Genomic DNA, 22,692 nt, shown 5'->3' on the forward strand with positions numbered 1-22,692 from the left:
TCAGCGCACCGACACTGCCGGCTGCGCGTCATCGGCCTCCACCCCTTGCGGATCGCGGATCGACGGGCGTAGCCGCGCCAGGCTGCACAGCCCCGCGACCAGTGCGAGGCCCGCCGAGACGAGCGGCGGCACGTGGCCCGCGCCGACCCCCATCGCCAGCAGCGCGGCGACCAGTGTGGCGCCCGTCGTCTGCCCTACCAGCCGCACCGTGCTGACCAGCCCACCGGCCGCCGCCGCCCGTTCGCGCGGGGCCGAACCGATGATGAGCCGCGCATTGGGCGGCAGGAACGTGCCGAACCCCGACCCGCACAGTGCCATCCGCCACGCGATGTCGAAATAGCTCGGGTCAGCGGGCATGAACGCGATCAGCAGCAGCGCGACGAGCGAGATCGCCATGCCGATCCCGCCGAGCAGCCCGGCCGGTATCCGGTCCGACAGCCAGCCGGTCAGCGGCGCGACGATCATGTTGGTCAGCGGCCATGGCGCGATCGCGGCGCCCACCGCGGCGGCGGTGAAGCCGAATTCGTGCGTCAGCCGGAACGGCGTGGACAGCAGCAGCGTCATCGACGCGACGAATGCGGTGAACCCGCCGAGCGTCGACAGCGCGATGACCGGGCGGCCCAGCAGGTCGATCGGCAGGATCGGGCTGGTCGTCGCCCGTTCGCGCCGGACGTAGACGACGCCGATCGCGATCCCCAGCAGGACGATCGCGGCGGACACCACCGGGCTGTCGCCGTGGACCGCGCTTTCCGCGCCACCGATCGTCAGGCCGAACATCGCCGCGCACATCGCCGCGCCGGTCAGGTCGAACTTCCCGTCGCGCGGCGGCGCATCGGGCAGCGCGCGGCCCAGCAGCAGCGAGGCGATCGCAAAGGGGATCGCGCTGGCGAACACCCACGGCCATGGCGCGACCGACAGCACCAGCCCGCCGATCGTCGGCGCGGCGGCGGCGCTGCTGGACACGATCACCGAATTGATGCCCAGCCCGCGCCCCAGCTGCGTCGCCGGATAGGTCTGGCGGATCAGCGCGGAGGCGACCGCGAGCGCCCCGGCCGCGCCGATCGCCTGCACCGCGCGCACCACCAGCAGGAACGGCAGGCTGTTGGCGAAGAAGCACAGCAGGGTCGCGCCGGTGAAGATCAGCTGCCCCAGCTGGTACATCCGCTTCAGCCCGATCCGTTCGCCCAGCCCGGCGAACGGCAGCATCAGCATGACGAGCATCAGCTGGTAGACGGTGACGATCGCCACCACCGACGACGATCCGACATGCAGGTCGCGCGCGATCGTCGGCAGCGCGACATTGGCGACGCCGCCGTCGATGATGACCAGCGCGGTGCCGAAGCACAAGGCGGCGATGGCGGCATAGCGGCGCGGCGTCGGCAGGCCGTCAGGGATGCCGGCAGCGCTCTTTCGGGTGATCGGCTGGTGGATGGCGATGCTCCGCTGCGGTGACGGCGCGTGGGACGCACGCCGCCACGCTCTTGTTCCCGGCGGCGTCCGCGCGCAAGCTGACGTCATGCAAGGAAAGGTCGAGAAGCGCATGATCGTGGGTCGAGGAATGACGATGGCGGCGGTGGCCGCACTGGCGATGACGGGCGCCGGAATGGTTGCGCCCGCGCCGGCGAGCGCGCAGACGGCGACGATGACCGATACGAAGGCCGCGCCGCAGGAAGATCCGTACATCTGGCTGGAGGACAAGGACGGGGCGAAGCCGCTCGCCTGGGTGGAGGCGGAGAACAAGCGCACGCTGGCGCGGCTCCAGTCCGATCCGCGCTACCAGACCTTCTATCGGGAAGCCTATGCGATCGCGGCGGCCAAGGATCGTATTCCGATGCCGGCGCAGCTGATGGGGCGGATCGTCAATTTCTGGCGCGATGCCGATCATCCGCAGGGCGTGTGGCGGCGGACGACTCCGGCCGACTACGCCAACCCGGCACCGAAGTGGCAGACGCTGATCGACCTCGACGCGCTGGCCAAGGCGGAGGGGCATAAATGGGTGTGGAAGGGCGCCACCTGCCTGCAGCCCGACGAGCGCTTGTGCCTGGTCGCGCTGTCCGAGGGTGGCGAGGATGCGGTGACCTATCGCGAGTTCGATCTGGCCGCCGGTCGGTTCGTGGACCGCGGCTTCACGCTGCCGACGTCGAAACAGGGTGCGGTGTGGCTCGACAAGGACACGCTGCTGGTCTCGCGCGACTGGGGCGCGGGGACGATGACCGCATCGGGCTATCCGTTCGTCATCAAGGCGGTAAAGCGCGGCCAGCCGCTGTCGGCGGCGACCGAGCTGTTCCGCGGCCAGCCGGGCGATCAGCTGGGCAGCTATGCTTCGGTCATGACCGATGCGGCGGGCAACAAGGCGGTGATCGTGGAGCGTCGGCCGACCTTCTTCGGGGGCGAAAGCCTTATCCTGGTCGACGGCAAGCTGGTGAAGCTGGACATGCCGGCGCGCGTGTTCGCGCAGGGGCTGGTCGACGGGCAGCTGCTGTTCCAGACCAGCGAGGCATGGGGCGACGTGCCCGCCGGCGCGATCGCCAGTGCGCCGCTGAGCGCGGTACGTACCGGCCGCTTCACCCCGCAGGTGGTGTTCGCCCCCGGCGCGCGCCAGACCGTCGACGGCTTCGCGACGACCCGGCATCACGTCATCGCCAACGTCTATGACAATGTCCGCGCGACGCCGATGGTGTTCACCCACGCGAACGGCCGCTGGACGTCGCGCGCGCTGCCGCTGGCGGACAATGCCTCGGTCGACGTGGTCAGCACCTCCGACGCGAGCGATCAGGCCTATATGCAGGTCACCGGCTTCCTGACGCCGACGACCTTGTGGTCGGTGGACGCGAGCGGCGCGGCCAGGCCGGCCGAGGTGAAGGCGTTGCCGGCGAAGTTCGATGCGTCGAACGACGTGGTCGAACAGTTCGAGGCGACGTCGACCGACGGCACGAAGGTTCCGTATTTCGTGGTCCATCGAAAGGATGCGAAGTTGGACGGCAGCACGCCGACGATCATGACCGCCTATGGCGGATTCGAATCGTCGATGACGCCCTATTACTCCGGCATCACGGGCAAGCTGTGGCTGGAACGCGGCGGCAGCTTCGTGGTGGCGAACATCCGCGGCGGCGGCGAGTTCGGGCCGAAATGGCACGATGCCGGGCGCAAGACGAAGCGGCAGGTGATCTATGACGATCTCGCCGCGGTGGCGAAGGACCTGATCGCACGGCGGCTGACCAGCGCGGCGAAGCTGGGCATCTATGGCGGGTCGAACGGCGGGCTGCTGATGGGGGTCGAGTTCAACCAGCATCCCGAATTGTGGAAGGCGGTGACGATCCAGGTCCCGCTGCTCGACATGCTGCGCTACGAACAGATCGCGGCCGGGGCATCGTGGGTGGACGAATACGGATCGGTGACGGTGCCGGAGGAGCGCGCGTTCCTCGCGAAGATTTCGCCCTATCACAACATCCGCCGCGGGGTGGCCTATCCCGAACCCTATATCTGGACGACGACCAAGGACGATCGCGTCGGACCGCAGCACGCGCGAAAGTTCGCCGCGCGGCTGAAGGAATATGGCCTGCCGTATCTGTTCTTCGAGGATACCGCCGGCGGCCATTCCGGCGACGCGGATATCGAGCAGGGCGCGCGGTTGCAGGCGTTGCAGATGACCTATTTCGCGCAGAAGCTGCTGGGGCAATAAGGTCGGGTGCGACCGGGCGGGCGACGAACCGCCCGCCCGGTTCTTGCTGCAACGCAGCGAAATGCGCTAAGGGCCGCGTGATGGAAGCCGAACCCGTTGGCCGCGCAGGCGGCGCCGTGCCCGATACCGTGCCGATCGTTTTCGAAGCGATCGTGAAGCAACAGGCGATCGCCGCCACCTATAACCGTGGCAGCGTGACGCTGGCGCCGCACATCGTCTACACCAAGCATGGCGAGATCTATCTCGACGCGATGACGATCGATCGCGACGGACAGCCGCCGAAGGAGCCGAAGATCGGCGCGTTCAAGCTTGCCGGCCTCAGCGGGCTGCGCATCACGCCGCGCCGTTTCCAGCCGAGCGAATTGTTCACCCCCGGCGACGCCAAATACGAGGGCGTGACGCTGCTGGCGGTGGAGATCTGAGCCGGGGCGACGAGCCGCGGGCGCGGTCGATCGGCCGCGCGCTGCTGATCGCCTTCTATGCGCTGGCCGGGGTCGCACATCTGGTCGTCACCGATGCGATGGTGCGGATCGTCCCGGCGTGGGTGCCGATGCCCCGAGCGGTGGTGATCGCCACGGGGCTGTGCGAACTGGCGGGCGCGGCCGCGCTGGTGACGCGCCGCTGGCGCCGTGCCGCCGGGTGGGCGCTGGCCGCCTATGCGCTGTGCGTGTGGCCCGCCAACGTCCACCATGCGATCATCGACCTGTCGCGCGGCACCGGCCTGCCGATCTGGTACCACGCGCCGCGGCTGGCGTTGCAGCCGGCGATCATCTGGTGGGCGCTATGGGCCAGCGGCGCGGTGCGGCTCAGCCGTCGAGCGCCGCGATAAGCTGATCCTTCGTCATCCTGGACCGGCCGGAAATGTCGCGCTTCTTTGCCTGTTCGTACAGGTCGGCGCGGGTGCGGTGATCGCGATGCCGGCGGGTCTTGCGGGCGATATCCGCTGGCTGGGCGGAGAATTGCCGGCCCTTTTTCGTATCGGCGCGCTTTCGCGCCGTAGTGCGGCGATAGTCCGCGTCGCTCAATTCCTCGCGCGCGGCCTTCGGCAGATAGCGTTCGCCGGTCTTGCCGCTGTCGCCGCCGGATCTGGTGCCCCAATCCTCCTTCGTCCAGCGGTGCAGCGCATTGTCGGGGTCGCGGGCCCCGCGATAGCCGCCGCCGCGCTTCTTGTATTCGGCGACCGCCAGCTGCGCCTTGCGCGCGGACCATTGGCCGGCGCGGCCGCCCTTCGACCCGGCGGTGACCTCCTCCTTCACTTCCTCCCACAGTGCGGGATCGGTCTTTTCGGCGGTGTCGGACATGGCGTCGCTCCTTCGCGCGCGCCAACGCGCGAGGGCGGGGAAGGGATCAGGCGGGGGTGACGAAACTGTCCATCACGCGCTTGCGCCCGGCCTGTTCGAAGTCGATCTCCAGCTTGTTGCCCTCGATCTCGGCGATCGCGCCATAGCCGAATTTCTGGTGGAAGACGCGCTGCCCGGTCGACAGGTCGCCGCGCCCCTTGTTGCCCAGGCTGACCGCCGAGGCGCGGCTTTCGACCACCCGGACGGGCTCACGGGTGAAGGTGCGGCTGGTCCATTCCCCGCCGGGCTTGCCGCCCAGCACGCCCGCCGCGCGCTGCCACCCTGGCCCGCGGCCCGTACCGCGCGCGACGTCGGCGAACGGATCGGCGCGCTCCGACCAATTGGCGCGCCACAGGCTTTCGCCCCCCGACATGCTGGTCTCGCTGTCGACATGATGCGGGGGCAGCTCGCCGACGAAGCGCGACGGGATCGAGCTGGTCCACTGGCCGTAGATGCGGCGGTTGGCGGCGTGCAGGATCGTCGCGCGGCGTCGCGCGCGGGTGATCGCGACATAGGCGAGGCGGCGTTCCTCCTCCAGGCTGCGCGTGCCGCCTTCGTCCAGCGCGCGCTGCGACGGGAAGATACCCTCTTCCCAGCCGGCCAGGAACACCGTGTCGAATTCCAGTCCCTTCGCGGCGTGGATGGTCATGATCGTGACCTTGGGATCCTCGCGCGTCGCCTCATTGTCCATGACCAGGCTGACATGCTCCAGGAACGCGCCGAGGCTTTCGTATTCCTCCATCGCGCGGACCAGTTCGGACAGATTCTCCAGCCGCCCTGCCGCCTCGGTCGACTTTTCCGCCTGCCACATCGCGGTATAGCCGCTTTCGTCGAGGATCTGGCGCGCCAGTTCGGGATGCGGCAGGTCGCGCGCCATGTCGCGCCAGCGCGCGATGTCGCCGACGAAATTGCCCAGGCTGCGGCGCGCCTGCGGGGTCAGTTCGTCGGTGTCGAGGATGCGCGCGGCGGCGATGGCGAGCGGCAGTCCCTCGCCGCGCGCCAGCTGGTGCAGCTTGGCGATCGCCTTGTCGCCCAGACCGCGCTTGGGGGTGTTGACGATCCGTTCGAACGCCAGGTCGTCGGCCGGCTGGTTGACGATGCGCAGATAGGCGAGCGCGTCGCGGATTTCCGCGCGTTCGTAGAAGCGGAAGCCGCCGACGATGCGATACGGCAGCCCGATCGAGATGAAGCGGTCCTCGAACTCGCGCGTCTGGTGCTGCGCGCGCACCAGGATGGCGACATCGTCCAGGCTGGTGCCGGAACGCTGCGCCGCCTCGATCTCGTCACCGACCCGGCGCGCTTCTTCCGGCCCGTCCCAGACGCCCAGCACGCGCACCTTCTCGCCCGCGTCCAGCTCGGTCCACAATTGCTTGCCGAGCCGCCCGCCATTGTTGGCGATCACCCCCGATGCGGCGCCCAGGATGTGCGGGGTGGAACGGTAATTCTGTTCCAGCCGGATCACGGTGGCGCCGGGAAAGTCCTTTTCGAACTTCAGGATATTTTCCACCTGCGCGCCGCGCCACGAATAGATCGACTGGTCGTCGTCGCCGACGCAGCAGATGTTGCGGCGTTCCTGCGCCAGCAGCCTGAGCCACAGATACTGGACCGAATTGGTGTCCTGATATTCGTCCACCATGATGTAGCGGAACCGCTGCTGATATTGCTCCAGCACGCTGCGCTCGCGCTTCAGGATGGTGAGGACGTGCAGAAGCAGGTCGCCGAAGTCGCAGGCGTTCACCGCCTTCAGCCGGTCCTGATACTGCTGGTACAATTCGCCGCCGCGCCCGTTGGCATAGCGTTCGCTTTCGCCCGCATCGACCTCCGCCGGGGTCAGACCGCGGTTCTTCCATTCGTCGATCAGCCCCGCCAGGCTGCGCGCCGGGAAACGCTTCTCGTCGATGTCCGCCGCGACGATCAGCTGCTTGATGAGGCGCAGCTGGTCGTCGGTGTCGAGGATCGTGAAATTGGATTGCAGCCCGACCAGCTCGGCATGGCGGCGCAGCATCTTCGCGCCGATCGCGTGGAACGTGCCCAGCCACGGCATCCCCTCCACCGTCTCGCCCACCAGCCGGCCCACGCGCTCGCGCATCTCGCGCGCGGCCTTGTTGGTGAAGGTGACGGCCAGGATCTCCGACGGCCAGGCGCGGCGGGTGTAGAGCAGGTGCGCCAGCCGCGCGGTCAGCGCCGCGGTCTTGCCCGTGCCGGCGCCGGCGAGCACCAGCACCGGGCCGTCGGTGGTCAGCACGGCCTGCCGCTGCGGTTCGTTGAGGCCGGACAGATAGGGTGCGGCGTCGGCGGGATGGGAAAGCTCGGTCACCGTCGAACAGGTAGGGAACGCGCGCCGCCGCGGCAAGCCGCCGCGCGACGTCGCGCTTGCATCGCCGGGTGGGCCGTGGGAACATAGCATAAACAGCGGGAGAGGGTGCGTGACGATCAGCGGAAGGTGCCATTGCGGTGCCGTCACCTATCAGGCGCAGGGGGAGGCGGCGCATCACGCCGTCTGCCATTGCGGCGACTGCCGCCGCTGGGCCGGCGCGCCGATGGTCGGCTGGATCGCATTTCAGGAAGATCAGGTGCGCATCGCGGGGACGACCGCCGACTATCGGTCGTCCGAACTGGGAACGCGCACCTTCTGCCCCGCGTGCGGCACGGGCCTTTTCTACCGCAACGCCACGGTCCTGCCGGGCATCATCGACATCCAGTCGGCGACGCTCGACCATCCTGAGGATCATGCGCCGGGCGCGCAGATCATGGTCCGCGAACGCCTGCCATGGGCGGCGGGGATCGCCGACCTGCCCGCCTTCGCCACCTATCCGGGAGTCGACGAATGAGCGACGCCATCGAAAGCTGGCACGATTACATGCGCGCGCCGGACGCGGTCGCGCTGGAGGCGATGCTCCACCCCGACGTGGTGTTTCAAAGCCCCGCCGTGCACACGCCGCAGCGCGGACGCGCGGTGACGATGCGCTATCTGGGCGCCGCCGCGGTCGTGCTGGGCGGGCCCGATTTCCGCTACGTCAACGAATGGCGCGGGGATGCGTCGGCGGTGCTGGAGTTCGAGTGCACGCTGGCCGATGCGACGCAGGTCAACGGCGTCGACATCATCGAATGGGACGACGATGGCCTCATCACCCGATTCAAGGTGATGATCCGCCCGGTGCGCGCGCTGAACGCGGTGATCCCGCTGATGGCGGCCGAATTGACGAAGGGTGCGCAGCAGCCGGGCGGCGCCGACGGCTGAACCTGCCGGTCCCGTGACGGCACATCGCCACCGCGCGTCGCACCGTTGCGGGACGTATCCGTCATGAGATTGTCACGGACAGCGACGATGGGGCGAAGGTGATGGCTACCATTGTCCCCGCGGAGGCCCAGGCGGCCGCCGCTTCGTCGACCCGGCGGTTCGATGCCCCGGTTCACCCCGTGGCGCGCCTGCTGTTCCTGGCGCTGGTCGTCGGCGGCTTCGGCTATGCCGCCGTCAGCGTGATCCGCGATACGCAGCTGGCCGGGACCCCTCTGGCCAGCGGGGTGTTCCTGTTCCTGGTGCTGGCGCTGCTGATCGCGCTGGGGTTCGAATTCGTGAACGGTTTCCACGACACCGCCAATGCGGTGGCGACGGTGATCTACACCAATTCGCTGCCGGCCCATGCCGCGGTGGTATGGTCCGGTTTCTTCAACTTCCTGGGCGTGATGCTCTCGTCGGGCGCGGTCGCCTATTCGATCGTGACGCTGTTGCCGGTCGACCTGATCCTGAACGTCGGGTCGGGCGCGGGCTTCGCGATGATCTTCGCGCTGCTGCTCGCGGCGGTCGTGTGGAACCTGGCGACCTGGTACGTCGGGCTGCCGAACAGCTCCAGCCACACGCTGATCGGATCGGTGCTGGGCGTCGGGCTGGCGAACCAGCTGATCAATTCGGGCACCGGCGGGACGTCCGGCGTCGACTGGAGCCAGGCGGGCAAGGTGCTGACCGGGCTGTGGATGGCGCCGCTGATCGGCTTCTTCGCGGCGGCGCTGCTGCTAGTCGTGCTGCGCTACGTCACGCGCAACCCCAAGATGATGGAGGCGCCGGAGGGCGACGCCCCGCCGCCGCGCGGCATCCGCGCGCTGCTGATCTTCACCTGCACCGCGGTCTCGTTCAGCCATGGGTCGAACGACGGGCAGAAGGGCATGGGCCTCATCATGCTGATCCTGATCGGCTGCGCCCCCACCGCCTATGCGCTGAACCGCACCCAGCCGGCCAGCGAGACGCCGGCGTTCGTCGCCAGCGCACGCGCCGCGTCGGCGGTGCTGGAGCGCAAGGGCGCGGCGGCGGTGCCGCTGGACCGGGCGCGGCCGGTGTTGCGGCAGGCGCTGGAGCGGCGCGCGACGATCGACCCGCAGGTCTATGGCGCGGTCATCGCGGTTTCGGACAATCTGTCGCGGCGCGTGACCACCTATCGCGCGCTCAGCAACGTGCCCGCCGGCGCGACCGAGAATGTCCGCAACGACATGTATCTGGTACTGGAGACGACCCGCACGATCGCCAAGTCGCCCAGGGCGGCGCTGAACCCCGCCGATGCGGATGTGCTGAAGGATTATCAGGGGCGGCTGGAAAAGGGCACGCGCTTTATCCCCCTATGGGTGAAGATCGCGGTCGCGCTGGCGCTGGGGCTGGGCACGATGATCGGCTGGAAGCGGATCGTCGTGACGGTGGGCGAGAAGATCGGCAAGCAGCACATGACCTATGGCATGGGCGCGTCGGCGGAACTGGTGGCGGCGGGCACGATCCTGGCGGCGGACCGCTTCGGCCTGCCGGTGTCGACGACGCACATCCTGTCGTCGGGGGTCGCGGGCGCCTCGGTGGCGAGCGGCCAGGGGTTGCAGCGCCGTACCTTGCTGCAACTCGCCGCGGCGTGGCTGATGACGCTGCCGGTGGCGATGCTGCTGTCAGGGGTGCTGTACTGGATGCTGTTGCTGGTGGTGCGCGCGGGCGGGCTGTAACCGCGCCGGCCGTATCACGGGGATGAAAAAACGGGGCGGCGCCTGGTGCAGGTGCCGCCCCGTAGTTCAGGGAAGGGCCGGGCGAGGGGGCTTTGCCCGGTCCGCGAGCCGCCCACAGGGGAGGGACGGCCACACATCCCGACTAGCCGCTCAACATTGCTGCAATGTGTCGGCCGGGGAGGATTTCGTGACAGCGGCGTGCGATTTGCGCGTTGACGCCCGCCCCCCGCCGCGTCGATGAAGCGCCATGTCGTCAGACCTGCATGATGCCGCCGCCCGCACGGCACCCGCCCCGACCGCGTCGCACCGCCGCATCCTGCTGGCCAGTCTGGTCGGCACGTCGGTGGAATTCTACGATTTCTATATCTACGCGACCGCCGCCTCGCTGGTGTTCGGGCCGCTGTTCTTCCCCGCCAGCAGCCCGTCGGCACAGCTGCTCGCGTCCTATGCCAGCCTGGCGGTGGCGTTCTTCGCCCGCCCGGTCGGCGCCTGGGCGTTCGGCCATTACGGCGACCGCATCGGGCGCAAGTCGACGCTGGTCGCCAGCCTGATGCTGATGGGCGGATCGACCTTGGCGATCGCATTCCTGCCGACCTACGCCACCGCGGGATATTGGGCGCCGGTGCTGCTGTGCCTGCTGCGCTTCGGTCAGGGGTTCGGGCTGGGCGGCGAATGGGGCGGGGCGGCGTTGCTGGCGGTGGAGAATGCGCCGCCGGGGCATCGCGGCCGCTATGGCATGGTGCCGCAACTCGGCGCGCCGGTCGGCTTCATCGCGGCCAACGGGCTGTTCCTGCTGCTGGGGCTGGCGATGACCCCGGCGGAGTTCATGGCATGGGGCTGGCGCGTGCCGTTCCTGCTGTCGGTGGTGCTGGTCGCGCTGGGGCTGTGGGTGCGGGTGCGCATCGCCGAGACCCCCGCCTTCGCGCAGGTGCTGGAGGAAGGGCCGCCGCCCGCGGTGCCGATGGGCGAGCTGCTGCGCGGGCACTGGCGCGCTGCGATCGGCGGCACGCTGGGCGCGGTGGCGTGTTTCGCGGTCTATTATCTCGCGACCGCGTTCGCGCTCGGCTATGCCACGACGACGCTGGGGGTGGACCGCCAGACGTTCCTGGCGATGCAGCTGGCGGCGATCCTGTTCATGGCGGTGGGCATCGCGCTGTCGGGGGCATGGGCGGACCGATCCAGCCCCGCGCACGTCCTCAAATGGGGCTGCGTCGGTGCGGTGGTGGCGGGGTTCGTGCTGGCCCCGGGGCTGGGATCGGGATCGCTGGTCGCGATGTTCGCCAGCATGGCGTTCGCCCTGTTCGTGATGGGCTTCGTCTACGGCCCGCTGGGCGCGTGGCTGCCGGGGCTGTTCCCGGCGCGGGTGCGCTACACCGGGGTCAGCCTGGCGTTCAACATGGCGGGCATCATCGGCGGCGGGCTGACCCCGGTCGCGGCACAGGCGCTGGCGGATCGCGGCGGCCTGCCGCTGGTCGGCGGCTATCTGGCGGCGATGTCGCTGCTCAGCCTGGTGGCATTGCTGGTGATGCGCGCGCCGCGCGACGTATCGTAGCCGTCCGTCAGGCGAGCCGCAGCAGCGTCAGCCGCGCGCGGCCGTGGTGGCGATCCGCCTCCACGGTGAAGCCGGCGACCTCCACCGCCTCGGCCTTCGCCGTTTCGATCGACACCCAGGTCGCCGGGCCGATCCAGCCGAGCCGCGCCAGCTTGTCCGCGGCGACCGCGCCCGCGCCGGTGGCATAGGGCGGGTCCATCATCACGATATCCAGCGGCGCCCGCGCGGGGCCGAGCGCCAGCACCGATCCGGCGCGCACGTCGGTACCGGTCGCGCCCAGTTTGGCGATATTGGCGCGCAGGGTATCGAGCGCGGCCTTGTCCTGTTCCACGAACAGGCACGATGCCGCGCCGCGCGACAGCGCCTCCAGCCCGAGCGCACCGGAGCCGGCGAACAGATCGGCGACCGCCAGCCCCTCGAAACTGCCGACGCGACTGGCCAGCATGGAGAACAGCGCCTCGCGCGTGCGGTCGGCGGTGGGGCGGGTGGTGTCGCCCTTGGGCGCCACCAGCGGGCGGCCGCGCCAGGTGCCGGCGATGATCCTCATGCGCGCGGCTTCCGCTTGGGGCCGGAGCGCGTCGGGCCGGTGCGCGGCTTGGGCTTGGCCCAGCCGGGCTGGCGCTTGATCTTCGCCGGGCGCGTCGGCGCGGCCTCGACGACCTCCGCCTTGACCGGCGCGGGCGCGGGCTTCGGCCGCGGCGCGGGTTTGGGCCGGATGGGGGATGCCGGGTTCGGCCTGGCGGACGCGCGCGGTGCGGCGGGGTTCGGTGCGCCGGGGCGCGAAGCGGCGGGACGCGGCGCGCTCGGACGGGTGCGGACCGGTGCACGCCGGCCATCGACCGAGACGTCGGGCGTCGCGGGGCGGATCGGCGCGGCGGTTTTCAGCGTCTGGCGGAACGCGACCAGATCGGCGACGCGCACCTCGCCCACGCCGCCCACCGGCAGGTCGCCCAGGACGAACGGGCCGTAGCGCACGCGGATCAGCCGGCTGACGCGCAGGCCGAGATGTTCCAGCACGCGGCGCACCTCGCGGTTCTTGCCCTCGCGCAGCGTCATCTCGACCCAGACGTTTGCGCCCGTGCGGCGTTCGAGATTGGCGTCGATCGAGCCGTAGCGTACGCCCTCGATCTCGATCCCGTCGATCAGATCCTCCAGCTGCTGCTGGCTCACCTGCCCATAGGCGCGCGCGCGATAGGTTCGCTCGACCCCGGTCGAGGGCAGTTCCAACTGGCGCTTCAGCCCGCCGTCGGTGGTCAGCAGCAACAGCCCCTCGGTATTGAGGTCGAGCCGGCCGACCGGCACCAGCCGCGGCAGATCCTTGGGCAGGCGATCGTAGATCGTCGGGCGCCCCGCCGGGTCGCGCTCCGCGGTCAGCACGCCGGTCGGCTTGTGGAACAGGAACAGTCGCGCCGGTTCGGGCGCGGCGACCGGCTCGCCATCCACGGTGACGCCCTGGAGCGAGCGCAGTACGGTGGCGGGGGTGGTCAGCGCCACGCCGTCGAGCGCGACGCGCCCCTCCTCGATCATCCGCTCCACTTCGCGGCGGGAGGCGACGCCCGCGCGCGCGAGCAGCTTGGCGATACGGTGTTGGGGGCGATCGTCGGCCATGGCGGCTCATTAGCGGATCGCGGCGTCACCGTGCGGAAATATTTGCGGCGATGTCGGCTCGGCTGCGTTATGCTGGCGCAACGACGGGAAAACGGCCAGCCCCATGATATTCGGACGCAAACGACGCGTGATCACCCGCCTGCTGGTGGTGGAGGACGAACCGCTGGTCGCGTTCGATACCGAACACCTTTTGACCGAGGAAGGCTATGAGGTCGTCGCGACGGTGGACCGGGTGGCGGACGCGGTCGCCGCGATCGAGCGCGCCGAGGCGATCGACCTGATCCTGGCCGACGTCAATCTGGCGGACGGCAACGGCATCGACGTCGCGCGCCATGCGCAGGCGCGCGGGATCGCGGTGCTGTTCGTGTCCAGCCTGTGCCCCGCCGACGCCGCGGCGCTGGCGGTCGGGTGTCTGGCGAAACCCTATGCACAGCGCGACCTGCTGGCCGCGGTCGACGCAATCGACCGCACGCGGCAGGGCAAGACGCCCAGGGCGCTGCCGTCCGGCCTGCGGCTGTTCGGCGGCTAGAGCCGCGCCTCTACCTGATCGTGGAACTGGCGGATGCCCGCCTCCAGCGTGCCCAGCGTGATGCGCTCGACCGCGCCGGAGGACAGGCCTTGCTGTCCCAGCGCCGCGGCGCGGAAATCCTCCGCGGCGAAGACGCCGCCGTCGAGCAGGTTCCAGCTCTTCTCCCAATGGCGCAGCGCCTTTTCGGTCGCGGGTGGCTCAGGGATCAGCATGAAATCCTCCACCCAGACGCGGTCATGCGCCTGCGGCATCAGCACCATCAGGTTGACGTAATCGGGGCTGACGATCAGCACGGCGCCAGGAAACATCTGATAGGTATAGGTGATCGCGCCGCGCAGCGTCGGCCAGTCGGCAGCGCGCACCGCCGCCGCGTCGACGTCGCGCCCCACCGCCGATCGCTGGTGCGGGCCGATCGTGTCGGCGGAGGCGACCCCGTCCTTGAAGAACGGCCCGATCGTCTCGGCGTGCAGCCGCGCGACGTGATAGCTTTCCAGGAAGGCATCCATGATGAGCTTCCAATTGGCATCGACGCGATGCGTGCGGCGGCGGAACAGGTGCATCTGCGCCAGGCCGAAGGCGTCGAAATCCAGCCCCAGCGCGTCCGCCTCCGCGAAATCGGCATCCTCGGCGAAGCTGAACCAGATCAGCCCGCCCGCCTCGCGCGTGGGAAGCCGGGTGAGCCCGAACGCTTCCTTGTCGAGGCCCGGGAAGGCATCGCCGCGCGGCAGCCCCGCCAGCCGTCCGTCGAGCGCGTAGCTCCACGCGTGATAGGGGCAGACCAGCCGCGGCGCACACACCGCCTCCTCGCCCTCTACCAGCCGCGTCCCGCGATGCTTGCACACGTTAAGGAAGACATGCGCCTCCCCCTGCCGATCGCGCGCGATCAGTAGCGGCTTGCCGTACCCGTCGTGCGGCACCGCCGTGTTCGGTTGCGGCAGCAGCGCGGACGGCGCGGCGACCAGCGGCACCCTGGTGAAGATGCGCGCCTGTTCGGCGGCATGGCGCGCCGGATCGGTATAGGCCGCGGCATCGACATGGGTGATGCCGATCTCCCGCCGGCGCCCGCCATCGGCCAGCAGCCGCGCGAGCGCCAATTGCCCCGGTGTGGGCGCCAGCGCGCCGACAGGTGCGTTCATGGGCTTACCTCTCCGTATTTTGTCGATAGTGTCGCGCCCTTCATTCTTCGGAGCAAGCGTTTGATGGCGGGCAGGACGGACGGGCGGACGTGGGTGGATGGCGTGCGCCCCTATGTCGAACGCGGCCCGCTGGCGGCGTTCGCGCTCGGCGTGTCGTCGGGCTTCCCCTATTCGATGATCGCCGCCACGCTGACGACGCGGTTGGCGCAGGACGGGATCGACAAGAAGACGGTCACCGCGTTCAGCCTGGCGTTCCTGGTCTACAACCTGAAGTTCCTGTGGGCGTGGATGATCGACGGCGTGCGCCTGCCGGTGATCGGCGGGCTGGGGCAGCGCGTGTCGTGGCTGCTGCTGACGGGCGTGCTGGTGATCGCGGCGGTGACCAACCTGGCGCTGGTCGGTCCGCGCGCGGATATCGCCGCGGCGGCGACCGCGGCGATCCTGGTCGGCGCGGCGGGGGCGACGTTCGATATCGTCATCGACGCCTATCGCATCGAGATATTGGAGCCGCGCCAGCTGGGCGTGGGATCGGGGATGAGCCAGTACGGCTGGCGGATCGGGTCCGCCGGGGCCGGTGCGCTGGCACTGGTGGTGGCGGCGCGGCACGGCTGGACGGCGGGCTATCTGGCGTGCGCGGCGCTGGCGCTGCCGGCGATGCTGGCGGGGTTGATCGTCGGCGAGCCGCGCCGCCATCGCGAACCGCAGGCGCGGCGCGGCGCGGGGCAGGCGATCGCGGCGGCATGGCAGCCCTTCGTCGAGTTCTTCGCGCGGCCGGGCGCGGTCGTGATCCTGTTGTTCATCCTGATCCACAAGATCGGCGATACGCTTGGGCAGCTGGTGCTGCGGCTGCTGCTGGACGACATGCGCTATTCGAACGACGAGATCGCGCTGTACGATGTCGGGATCGGGTTCTGGGCGTATCTGATCGGTATCTTCATCGGCGGTGCGCTCTATGCGCGGCTGGGGCTGAAGCGGTCGGTGTTCATCAGTCTGCTGCTGATGGCGCTGTCGAACCTCAGCTTCGCGTTGCTGGCGATGGCGGGGCATTCCAACGCCGGCCTGGCGGGGGCGATGCTGTTCGAGAATATCGCCTCCGGCATCGGCGGGGTGACGGTGGTCGCCTATTTCTCCGCGCTGTGCGACCTGCGCTTCACCGCGGCCCAATATGCGCTGATCTCCGCGGCGGCGAGCGTCGTCGGGCGCGTGCTGACGGGCACGACCGCGGGGGCGCTGGTGGAGCGGGTCGGCTTCGTCAATTTCTACCTGCTGACCACGATCGTCGCGATCCCCGGCGTGCTGATCTTCTGGTGGATGAGCCGGTCGGGGCTGGTCGACCGGTCGGTCGGCAGCGCCGGCATCGAAGGGCCGGGGGACGCGCGCGACGGCGCGTCCGCGTAGCGGCGGCGGCCTACATCGCCAGCGGTCGCCCTTCGTCGGCGAAGGCGGCGGCGACCGCGGCGGCGCTGGCGAGTACGCCGTCGACGCCGCGCTGACCCAGCAGGTCCTGCATCAGCAGCCGCGCGCTGTCGCTGCGCGTCTCGACCCGCGCCAGCACCGACAGCAAGGTACGCTCCGCCGGGGTCATCCGCGCGCAGCAGCACGGGGCGATCGCGATCGGCTGCATCGCGCTGGCCGCCATGTCGGCCATGAACGCCCGCAGCAGCGTCAGCGGACGGCGAAACGATTCGCCGAAGGTGGAGAACAGCACATGCGCCGCGCGCGCATCGCCCAGTCCGTGTGCGCCCATCCGGCGGATCGCGAACAGCGCGACGCGGGAGTGGCCGCATTCGGGCAGCGCATAGGGCAAGGTGGCGAGCGTGGCAGTGCCGGTCAGCGGCATATCGGTCATGATCGAACGACTCCTCGTGTCGGGAAGAGGATCGTTCAGCCGCTATTGCAAGTCAATCGCAATCTACCGGGTCAGGCCGGCAACTCGTCGTTCGCAGCCAGCACGGTGCCGGCGAGATAGAGCGACCCTGCGAAGAACACGGTGGCAGGGGGCGGCGACAGGCCGGCGATCGCGGCAACGGCGGTGACCGCATCCTCGGCGGTGACGGTGGTCGCGATCCCCAGCGAAGCCGCCAGCGCGACCAGTGCGTCGGGCGCGTGATGCTCGTGCCCCGGCACAGGTACCGCCACCAATGCATCGACGTGACCGGCGAACGGCCGCAGGAAACCGGCAGGATCCTTGTTCGCCAGCATGCCGAGTACCAGCGCTACGGGGGCATCCGCCCCGGCGACCCATGCCGCGATCGCTTCTCCCGCGGAGGGATTGTGTCCGCCGTCCAGCCAGAAGGCGGCGCCCGGCAGCATGTCCGTCAGCGGACCGCGGGCAAGCCGTTGCAGGCGCGCGGGCCAGCGTGCGGTGCGCGCGGCGGCGATGATGGCGTCGTCGGGAACCGCCACCGCATCCTGATGCCGCAGCATCGCCGCCGCCAACGCCAGATTGTCGCGCTGATGCGGCCCCGGCATCGCGGGGACGGGCAGGGCGAGCGTGCCGTGTCGGTCGGTGTAGGTGACACCCTCCGCCGTCGCATCGGCGTGCCATCCGGCACCACGCGGCAGCAGCGTCGCGCCGGCGGCCTGCGCGGCGCGCGCGATCACCTGCGCGATGCCGGCGGGATAGGCCATGGTCAGCAGCGGGACGCCCGGCTTGGCGATCCCGGCCTTTTCGGCGGCGATCTGTTCCAGCGTGTCGCCCAGGAACGACTGGTGGTCCAGCCCGAGCGCGGCGATGCCGCAGGCGACCGGCGCGGGAAGGACGTTGGTGGCGTCCAGCCGCCCGCCCAGCCCGACCTCGATCACGCAGGCATCCGCCGGATGGCGCGCGAAGGCCAGGAACGCCGCCGCGGTCGTCACCTCGAAGAAACTGGCGCCGATATCGCCGCCGGCGTCCAGCACCTCGGCCAGCAGCGCCGCCAGCGTCGCATCGTCGATCAGCCGCCCGGCGATCCGAATCCGCTCGTTGAACCGCACCAGATGCGGGCTGGTATAGGCATGGACGCGCAGCCCCGCCGCCTCCAATGCGGCGCGCAGGAACGCGCAGGTCGAACCCTTTCCGTTGGTGCCTGCGACGTGGAACACCGGGGGCAGCGCGCGGTGCGGATCGCCCAGCCGCGCGAGCAGCCGGGTGATCCGGTCCAGCCCCAATATGTCCGCGCCGGGCGACAGCGCCCAGAGCCGGTCGAGCTGCGCCTGCACGGCCGCGTCCGCGGAAACGGCATGATCGGCCACGGCGTCAGCGCCCCGTGCGGGTCAGGCCGCCGCCTTGCGCGCGCCGCACAGATAGCCGATCACCGTCGCCAGCCGCTCGCGAAGGTCGCGGCGGTGGACGATCATGTCGATCATCCCGTGCTCCAGATAATATTCGCTGGTCTGGAAATCGTCGGGCAGCTTTTCGCGGATCGTATTCTCGATAACGCGGCGCCCGGTGAACGCCAGCGTCGCCTTCGGCTCGGCGATCTGGACGTCGCCCAGCATGGCATAGGCGGCCATGACGCCGCCCGACGTCGGATCGGTGAGCACGACGATATAGGGCAGGCCGGCGTCATGCAGCATCTGGATCGCGACGGTGCTGCGCGGCATCTGCATCAGGCTGAGGATGCCTTCCTGCATCCGCGCGCCGCCCGATGCGGTGAAGACGACGAACGGCGCCTTGTCGCGGATCGCCGCCTCGACGCCCTGGATGAACGCCTCGCCGACCGCCTGGCCCATCGATCCGCCCATGAAGGCGAAGTCCTGCACGCCGATCACCACGCGGTGCCCGTGGATCGTGCCGCGCGCATTGAGGAATGCGTCCTGTTCGCCGGTGCCGGTGCGCGCCGCCTTCAGCCGGTCGGCATAACGCTTCGAATCGCGGAACTTCAGCGGGTCCTCGACGGCCTTGGGTGCCGGCAGCACCTCGGCGCTGCCCTCGTCCAGCAGATAGGCGAAGCGTTCGCGCGGGCCGATCCGCTCGTGATGGTCGCATGTCGGGCAGACGTGGAGGTTCTCCTCCAGCTCCTTGGCGAACACCATCGTCCCGCACCCCTTGCACTTGTGCCAGAGGTTGTCGGTGGTCTGCTGCTTGGCGCCGGGGACGATTCCGGACAGCGCGTTGCGGACGTTGCTGAGCCAGCTCATGCGGGTTGCTTTCGTGCGTCGGCCAGCGCGGCCGACAGGGACTGGACATAGGCGGTGACCGGCGCGGGCGCGGCGGCACCATGTTCGGCGACGATCTCCACGATCGCGGAGCCGACGACGACGCCGTCGGCGACCCGGCCGATCGCGCGCGCCTGTTCCGGGGTGCGCACGCCGAAACCGACCGCGATCGGCAGGTCGGTCGCGCCCTTCAGCCGCGCCACCGCGTCCTCGATCGACGCCTGCACCGCCTGCTGCTTGCCGGTGATGCCGGCGACCGAGACGTAATAGACGAAGCCGCTGGCCCCGCCCAGCACCTCGCCCAGCCGCGCCGCGTCGGTGGTGGGCGTCGCCAGCCGGATCAGGTCGACGCCCGCCGCGCGCAGCGCCGGGCCGATCGCATCGTCTTCCTCCGGCGGGACGTCGACGCAGATCACGCCGTCGACCCCGGCATCGCGCGCCGCGTCCGCGAACCATTCGGCCCCGCGGCGCAGCATCGGATTGGCATAGCCCATCAACACCAGCGGCACGTGCGGGTGGCGCGCGCGGAAACCGGCGGCGATCGCCAGGATGTCGGCGGTGGTGGTGCCCGCACCCAGGCTGCGGATGTTTGCCGCCTGGATCGCGGGGCCGTCCGCCATCGGATCGGTGAACGGCATCCCCAGTTCGATCACGTCCGCCCCGCCCGCGACCAGCGCGTCGAGGATCGCGGGCGTCGCCGCCGCATCGGGATCGCCCGCGGTGACGAAGCAGACCAGCGCGGGGCGGTTCGCCGCAAAGCCATCGGACAGCCGGGTCACATCGACACTCCCAGCGCCCCGGCGACGGTGAAGATATCCTTGTCGCCGCGCCCGCACAGATTGGCCAGGATGACCTGATCGTCGCGCATGTCGCGCGCACGGCGCGTGACCGCGGCGATCGCGTGCGCGGGTTCCAGCGCGGGGATGATCCCCTCCGTCCGGCACAGCAGCTGGAACGCGTCCAGCGCCTCGCGGTCGGTGACCGAGGTATAGTCGACGCGGCCGATATCCTTCAGCCACGCATGTTCGGGCCCGATGCCGGGATAATCGAGGCCCGCGGAAATCGAATGCGCCTCGGCGATCTGGCCGTCCTCGTCCTGCAACAGATAGGTCTTGTTGCCGTGGAGCACCCCCGGGAAGCCGCCCGCCAGGCTGGCGGCATGGCGCGCCTCCAGCCCTTCGCCCGCCGCCTCGACGCCCAGCATCGCGACGTCGCCGTCGTCCAGGAACGGGTGGAACAGGCCGATGGCATTCGATCCGCCGCCGATCGCGGCAACCAGCAAGTCGGGCAGCCGCCCGGTGCGCGCCAGCATCTGCGCGCGCGCCTCGCGCCCGATCACGCTTTGGAAATCGCGCACCAGTTCGGGGTAGGGATGCGGCCCGGCGGCGGTGCCGATGATGTAGAAGGTGTCGTGGACGTTGGCGACCCAGTCGCGCAGCGCCTCGTTCATCGCATCCTTCAGCGTGCGCGCGCCGCTTTCCACCGCGCGCACTTCCGCACCCAGCAGCTTCATGCGGAACACGTTCGGCGCCTGCCGCTCGACGTCCTTGGCACCCATGTAGATCACGCACGGCAGGCCGAAGCGCGCGCAGACCGTCGCGGTGGCGACGCCATGCTGCCCAGCGCCCGTCTCCGCGATGATCCGCGTCTTGCCCATGCGGATCGCCAGCAGGATCTGGCCGATGCAATTGTTGATCTTGTGCGCGCCGGTATGGTTCAGCTCGTCGCGCTTGAACCACAGCTGTGCGCCCATCCCCGGCGCCGCGCCGTCGCGCAGCGCATCGGTCAGCCGTTCGGCATAATAAAGCGGCGAGGGGCGGCCGACATAATGTTCGAGCAGGTCGTCGAACTGCGCGGCGAAGGCCGGATCCTGTTTCGCGGCGCGATACTCGCGCTCGAGATCGAGGACGAGCGGCATCAGCGTCTCGGCGACGTAGCGGCCGCCGTAGTCGCCGAAATGGCCGCGATCGTCGGGTTGGGCGCGGAAGGAATTGGGAGCGTTCATAGTGAGGCGACCCGTTGCAGGAAGGCGGCGATCTTGTCCACGTCCTTGACGCCCGGCGCGGTTTCGACGCCCGACGATACGTCGATCAGCGGCGCGCCGGTGCGCCGGATCGCCTCGCCGACATTGCCCGCGTCCAGCCCGCCCGACAGCGCCCAGCGCAACGGATGGCGAAAACCGTCGAGCAGCGACCAGTCGAACCGCACCCCCATGCCGCCGGGCAGCTTGGCGCCGTCCGGCGTCTTGGCGTCGTACAGGATCAGGTCGGCGGCGCCCGCGACACGGGCGGCATTGTCCAGATCGGCGCGGGTCTTCACCGCGACGACCGCCCATGTCTCGCGGCCGAAGCGGGCGCGGATCGCGGCGATCCGGTCCGGCGCGGTCTTGTGCAGCTGGATCGCATCGAGCGTGCCGGCGGTGGCCGCAAGCAATTCGTCGTCGGGATCGACGAACACGCCGACGCGGCGGACGTGACCCGGCATCCGCTCGGCAAGCGCGCGTGCCTGGTCGGGCGCGACATAGCGCGGGGAGGGGGCGAAGAAGTTCAACCCGATATGGCTCGCGCCGCCGGCGATGGCGGCGTCGAGCGTCGGTGCGGTGGACAGGCCGCAGATCTTGGCGGTGGCGGGCATGGCCGGCGATATAGGGGCGGCGGGCGCGTTTGTCCCCCACCCGTGTCGCGTCGTGCCGACTACAGCGTCGCCTCGATCGCGCGCGCGGCGGCGTCGGGGTCTTCCGCCTGGGTGATCGGGCGGCCGATCACCAGGATCGACGCGCCGTCGTCCAGCGCCTGTCGCGGGGTGACGACGCGCTTCTGGTCGCCTGCCGCGCCATTGGCGGGGCGCACGCCGGGGACGACGAAGAATCCCTTCGGCCAGGCGCGATGCGCGGCCTTCACCTCCGCGCCCGAGCAGACGATCCCGTCCAGCCCGGCCGCGCGCGCCAGATCGGCGAGCCGCATCACATGGTCGTGCGCGCTGCCGCCGACGCCGGTGTCGGCCAGGTCGCGTTCGTCCAGGCTGGTCAGCATGGTGACCGCCACCACTTTCGTATCGGGGTGGGCGGCGGCCTTGGCATCCTCCAGCATCGCGCGTCCGCCGGCGGCGTGGACGGTCAGGATCGCGGGGGCCAGCGGGGCCAGCGACTGCACCGCCTTGGCCACGGTATTGGGGATGTCGTGCAGCTTGAGATCAAGGAAGACCGGCAGGCCAATCTCCTCCATCGCGCGCACCCCCGCCGGACCGTTGGCGCAGAAGAATTCCAGGCCCAGCTTCAGCCCGCCGACATGATGGCGCACGCGGGTGGCGAGCGCGCGCGCGCGTTCCAGATCGGGCGTGTCGATGGCGACGAAGATGCGGTTGCTCACGGCTGGACTCCGTTGGGCGCGGCGTCCGCGGGAACGGGGGGCACGGGTGGTGCGGGCGGCACCGGCTCCGCGACGCGCGCGGCGGTGAGCGCGCGTTCGGTCTCCAGCGCACGTTCGGCGGCGGCGAGACGCTGACGAAGGCGGAAGCGGATCCAGTGCTGGTAGACCAACGTCGGCACGAACCCGATGAGGAAGGTCGCCAGCAGCAGCACCGGCAGGTTCACCTCCGCCACCATCCCACCGAACAGCTGGATCGACACGGTTGTCCAGTTGCCGAAAGTGAAGACCGCCGCGACGAACGCGAGCAGGCACCAGAACAGGAGCTTCAGGAATTGCATGGCGCGCAGGCTAGGGCGGTCG

General features: G+C 69.9%; 23 protein-coding genes. 9 read left to right on the forward strand and 14 right to left on the reverse strand.

Annotated elements, in window-relative coordinates:
* The gene (locus COA07_RS01270) at positions 1-1,395 is read right to left on the reverse strand and encodes an MFS transporter (protein WP_066707866.1); all 1,395 of its coding nucleotides are present in this window, start codon (positions 1,393-1,395) and stop codon (positions 1-3) included.
* 193 nt (positions 1,396-1,588) lie between these two features.
* Here COA07_RS01270 and COA07_RS01275 point away from each other — a divergent pair, with 193 nt between their 5' ends.
* The 3 genes from COA07_RS01275 (at position 1,589) to COA07_RS01285 (ending at position 4,511) form a co-directional block, all read left to right on the forward strand.
* The gene (locus COA07_RS01275) at positions 1,589-3,682 is read left to right on the forward strand and encodes a prolyl oligopeptidase family serine peptidase (protein ID WP_096640495.1); all 2,094 of its coding nucleotides are present in this window, start codon (positions 1,589-1,591) and stop codon (positions 3,680-3,682) included.
* Positions 3,683-3,762: 80 nt separating this feature from the next.
* Positions 3,763-4,104: a WYL domain-containing protein gene (locus COA07_RS01280; RefSeq protein ID WP_066707819.1), complete on the forward strand. Its 342-nt coding sequence runs from the start codon at positions 3,763-3,765 to the stop codon at positions 4,102-4,104.
* Between the two features lie 98 nt (positions 4,105-4,202).
* On the forward strand, positions 4,203-4,511 hold the full coding sequence (locus tag COA07_RS01285) for a DoxX family protein (RefSeq protein ID WP_342747637.1): 309 nt from the start codon (positions 4,203-4,205) through the stop codon (positions 4,509-4,511).
* Here the strand turns inward: COA07_RS01285 and COA07_RS01290 are convergent.
* Both COA07_RS01290 and COA07_RS01295 read right to left on the reverse strand, forming a co-directional pair.
* The gene (locus COA07_RS01290) at positions 4,489-4,983 is read right to left on the reverse strand and encodes a DUF5872 domain-containing protein (RefSeq protein WP_066707816.1); all 495 of its coding nucleotides are present in this window, start codon (positions 4,981-4,983) and stop codon (positions 4,489-4,491) included. The genes COA07_RS01285 and COA07_RS01290 overlap by 23 nt on opposite strands.
* A 46-nt stretch (positions 4,984-5,029) precedes the next feature.
* Positions 5,030-7,339: an ATP-dependent helicase gene (locus COA07_RS01295; RefSeq protein WP_066707814.1), complete on the reverse strand. Its 2,310-nt coding sequence runs from the start codon at positions 7,337-7,339 to the stop codon at positions 5,030-5,032.
* A 109-nt stretch (positions 7,340-7,448) separates the two neighbouring features.
* On the opposite strand from COA07_RS01295, the gene COA07_RS01300 reads away from it, so the two are divergent.
* The 4 genes from COA07_RS01300 (at position 7,449) to COA07_RS01315 (ending at position 11,551) form a co-directional block, all read left to right on the forward strand.
* Positions 7,449-7,853 (forward strand): GFA family protein, encoded by a 405-nt coding sequence (locus COA07_RS01300; RefSeq protein ID WP_083956734.1) that lies wholly within the window; start codon positions 7,449-7,451, stop codon positions 7,851-7,853.
* A complete protein-coding gene (locus COA07_RS01305) occupies positions 7,850-8,263 on the forward strand; it encodes a nuclear transport factor 2 family protein (protein ID WP_066707812.1) in 414 nt (137 codons plus the stop codon). Before COA07_RS01300 ends, COA07_RS01305 begins: the two co-directional genes overlap by 4 nt.
* A gap of 101 nt (positions 8,264-8,364) precedes the next feature.
* Positions 8,365-9,999, forward strand: coding sequence for an inorganic phosphate transporter (locus COA07_RS01310; RefSeq protein WP_096640348.1), 1,635 nt, complete (start codon positions 8,365-8,367; stop codon positions 9,997-9,999).
* A gap of 247 nt (positions 10,000-10,246) precedes the next feature.
* The gene (locus COA07_RS01315) at positions 10,247-11,551 is read left to right on the forward strand and encodes an MFS transporter (protein WP_066713339.1); all 1,305 of its coding nucleotides are present in this window, start codon (positions 10,247-10,249) and stop codon (positions 11,549-11,551) included.
* A 7-nt stretch (positions 11,552-11,558) separates the two neighbouring features.
* Here COA07_RS01315 and rsmD read toward each other — a convergent pair whose 3' ends face one another.
* Positions 11,559-12,098: a 16S rRNA (guanine(966)-N(2))-methyltransferase RsmD gene (rsmD, locus tag COA07_RS01320; protein WP_066713336.1), complete on the reverse strand. Its 540-nt coding sequence runs from the start codon at positions 12,096-12,098 to the stop codon at positions 11,559-11,561.
* Positions 12,095-13,159 carry a pseudouridine synthase gene (locus tag COA07_RS01325; protein ID WP_096640350.1) on the reverse strand — a complete coding sequence of 355 codons (1,065 nt, stop codon included), beginning with the start codon at positions 13,157-13,159 and terminating at the stop codon, positions 12,095-12,097. The genes rsmD and COA07_RS01325 overlap by 4 nt, the downstream gene beginning before the upstream one ends.
* 103 nt (positions 13,160-13,262) lie before the next feature.
* Here COA07_RS01325 and COA07_RS01330 point away from each other — a divergent pair, with 103 nt between their 5' ends.
* Positions 13,263-13,688, forward strand: a complete 426-nt coding sequence (locus COA07_RS01330; protein ID WP_066713227.1) for a response regulator — start codon at positions 13,263-13,265, stop codon at positions 13,686-13,688.
* Here the strand turns inward: COA07_RS01330 and COA07_RS01335 are convergent.
* Positions 13,685-14,824 (reverse strand): aromatic ring-hydroxylating oxygenase subunit alpha, encoded by a 1,140-nt coding sequence (locus tag COA07_RS01335; protein WP_066713224.1) that lies wholly within the window; start codon positions 14,822-14,824, stop codon positions 13,685-13,687. The two genes, COA07_RS01330 and COA07_RS01335, sit on opposite strands and share 4 nt — an antisense overlap.
* A gap of 63 nt (positions 14,825-14,887) precedes the next feature.
* Here COA07_RS01335 and COA07_RS01340 point away from each other — a divergent pair, with 63 nt between their 5' ends.
* Entirely contained in the window at positions 14,888-16,222 is a 1,335-nt protein-coding gene (locus COA07_RS01340) for an AmpG family muropeptide MFS transporter (RefSeq protein WP_096640352.1), read from the forward strand.
* Between the two features lie 10 nt (positions 16,223-16,232).
* Here the strand turns inward: COA07_RS01340 and COA07_RS01345 are convergent, their stop codons facing one another.
* From COA07_RS01345 to COA07_RS01380, 8 genes are all read right to left on the reverse strand, one after another.
* Positions 16,233-16,673 (reverse strand): DUF6628 family protein, encoded by a 441-nt coding sequence (locus COA07_RS01345; protein ID WP_066711609.1) that lies wholly within the window; start codon positions 16,671-16,673, stop codon positions 16,233-16,235.
* A 71-nt stretch (positions 16,674-16,744) separates the two neighbouring features.
* Positions 16,745-18,058, reverse strand: a complete 1,314-nt coding sequence (locus COA07_RS01350) for a bifunctional folylpolyglutamate synthase/dihydrofolate synthase (RefSeq protein ID WP_066711608.1) — start codon at positions 18,056-18,058, stop codon at positions 16,745-16,747.
* A gap of 21 nt (positions 18,059-18,079) precedes the next feature.
* Positions 18,080-18,946, reverse strand: coding sequence for an acetyl-CoA carboxylase, carboxyltransferase subunit beta (gene accD, locus COA07_RS01355; protein ID WP_066486859.1), 867 nt, complete (start codon positions 18,944-18,946; stop codon positions 18,080-18,082).
* Positions 18,943-19,743: a tryptophan synthase subunit alpha gene (gene trpA, locus COA07_RS01360; protein WP_066711607.1), complete on the reverse strand. Its 801-nt coding sequence runs from the start codon at positions 19,741-19,743 to the stop codon at positions 18,943-18,945. Before trpA ends, accD begins: the two co-directional genes overlap by 4 nt.
* Positions 19,740-20,969 (reverse strand): tryptophan synthase subunit beta, encoded by a 1,230-nt coding sequence (trpB, locus tag COA07_RS01365; protein ID WP_066711606.1) that lies wholly within the window; start codon positions 20,967-20,969, stop codon positions 19,740-19,742. Before trpB ends, trpA begins: the two co-directional genes overlap by 4 nt.
* Positions 20,966-21,598 carry a phosphoribosylanthranilate isomerase gene (locus COA07_RS01370; protein ID WP_066711605.1) on the reverse strand — a complete coding sequence of 211 codons (633 nt, stop codon included), beginning with the start codon at positions 21,596-21,598 and terminating at the stop codon, positions 20,966-20,968. The genes trpB and COA07_RS01370 overlap by 4 nt, the downstream gene beginning before the upstream one ends.
* A gap of 59 nt (positions 21,599-21,657) precedes the next feature.
* Positions 21,658-22,332 (reverse strand): orotidine-5'-phosphate decarboxylase, encoded by a 675-nt coding sequence (pyrF, locus tag COA07_RS01375; protein WP_066711604.1) that lies wholly within the window; start codon positions 22,330-22,332, stop codon positions 21,658-21,660.
* Positions 22,329-22,670 (reverse strand): lipopolysaccharide assembly protein LapA domain-containing protein, encoded by a 342-nt coding sequence (locus COA07_RS01380; RefSeq protein ID WP_066711603.1) that lies wholly within the window; start codon positions 22,668-22,670, stop codon positions 22,329-22,331. The genes pyrF and COA07_RS01380 overlap by 4 nt, the downstream gene beginning before the upstream one ends.
* Positions 22,671-22,692: the final 22 nt, after the last annotated feature.

The organism is Sphingomonas adhaesiva (assembly GCF_002374855.1).
Classification (GTDB): domain Bacteria; phylum Pseudomonadota; class Alphaproteobacteria; order Sphingomonadales; family Sphingomonadaceae; genus Sphingomonas; species Sphingomonas adhaesiva.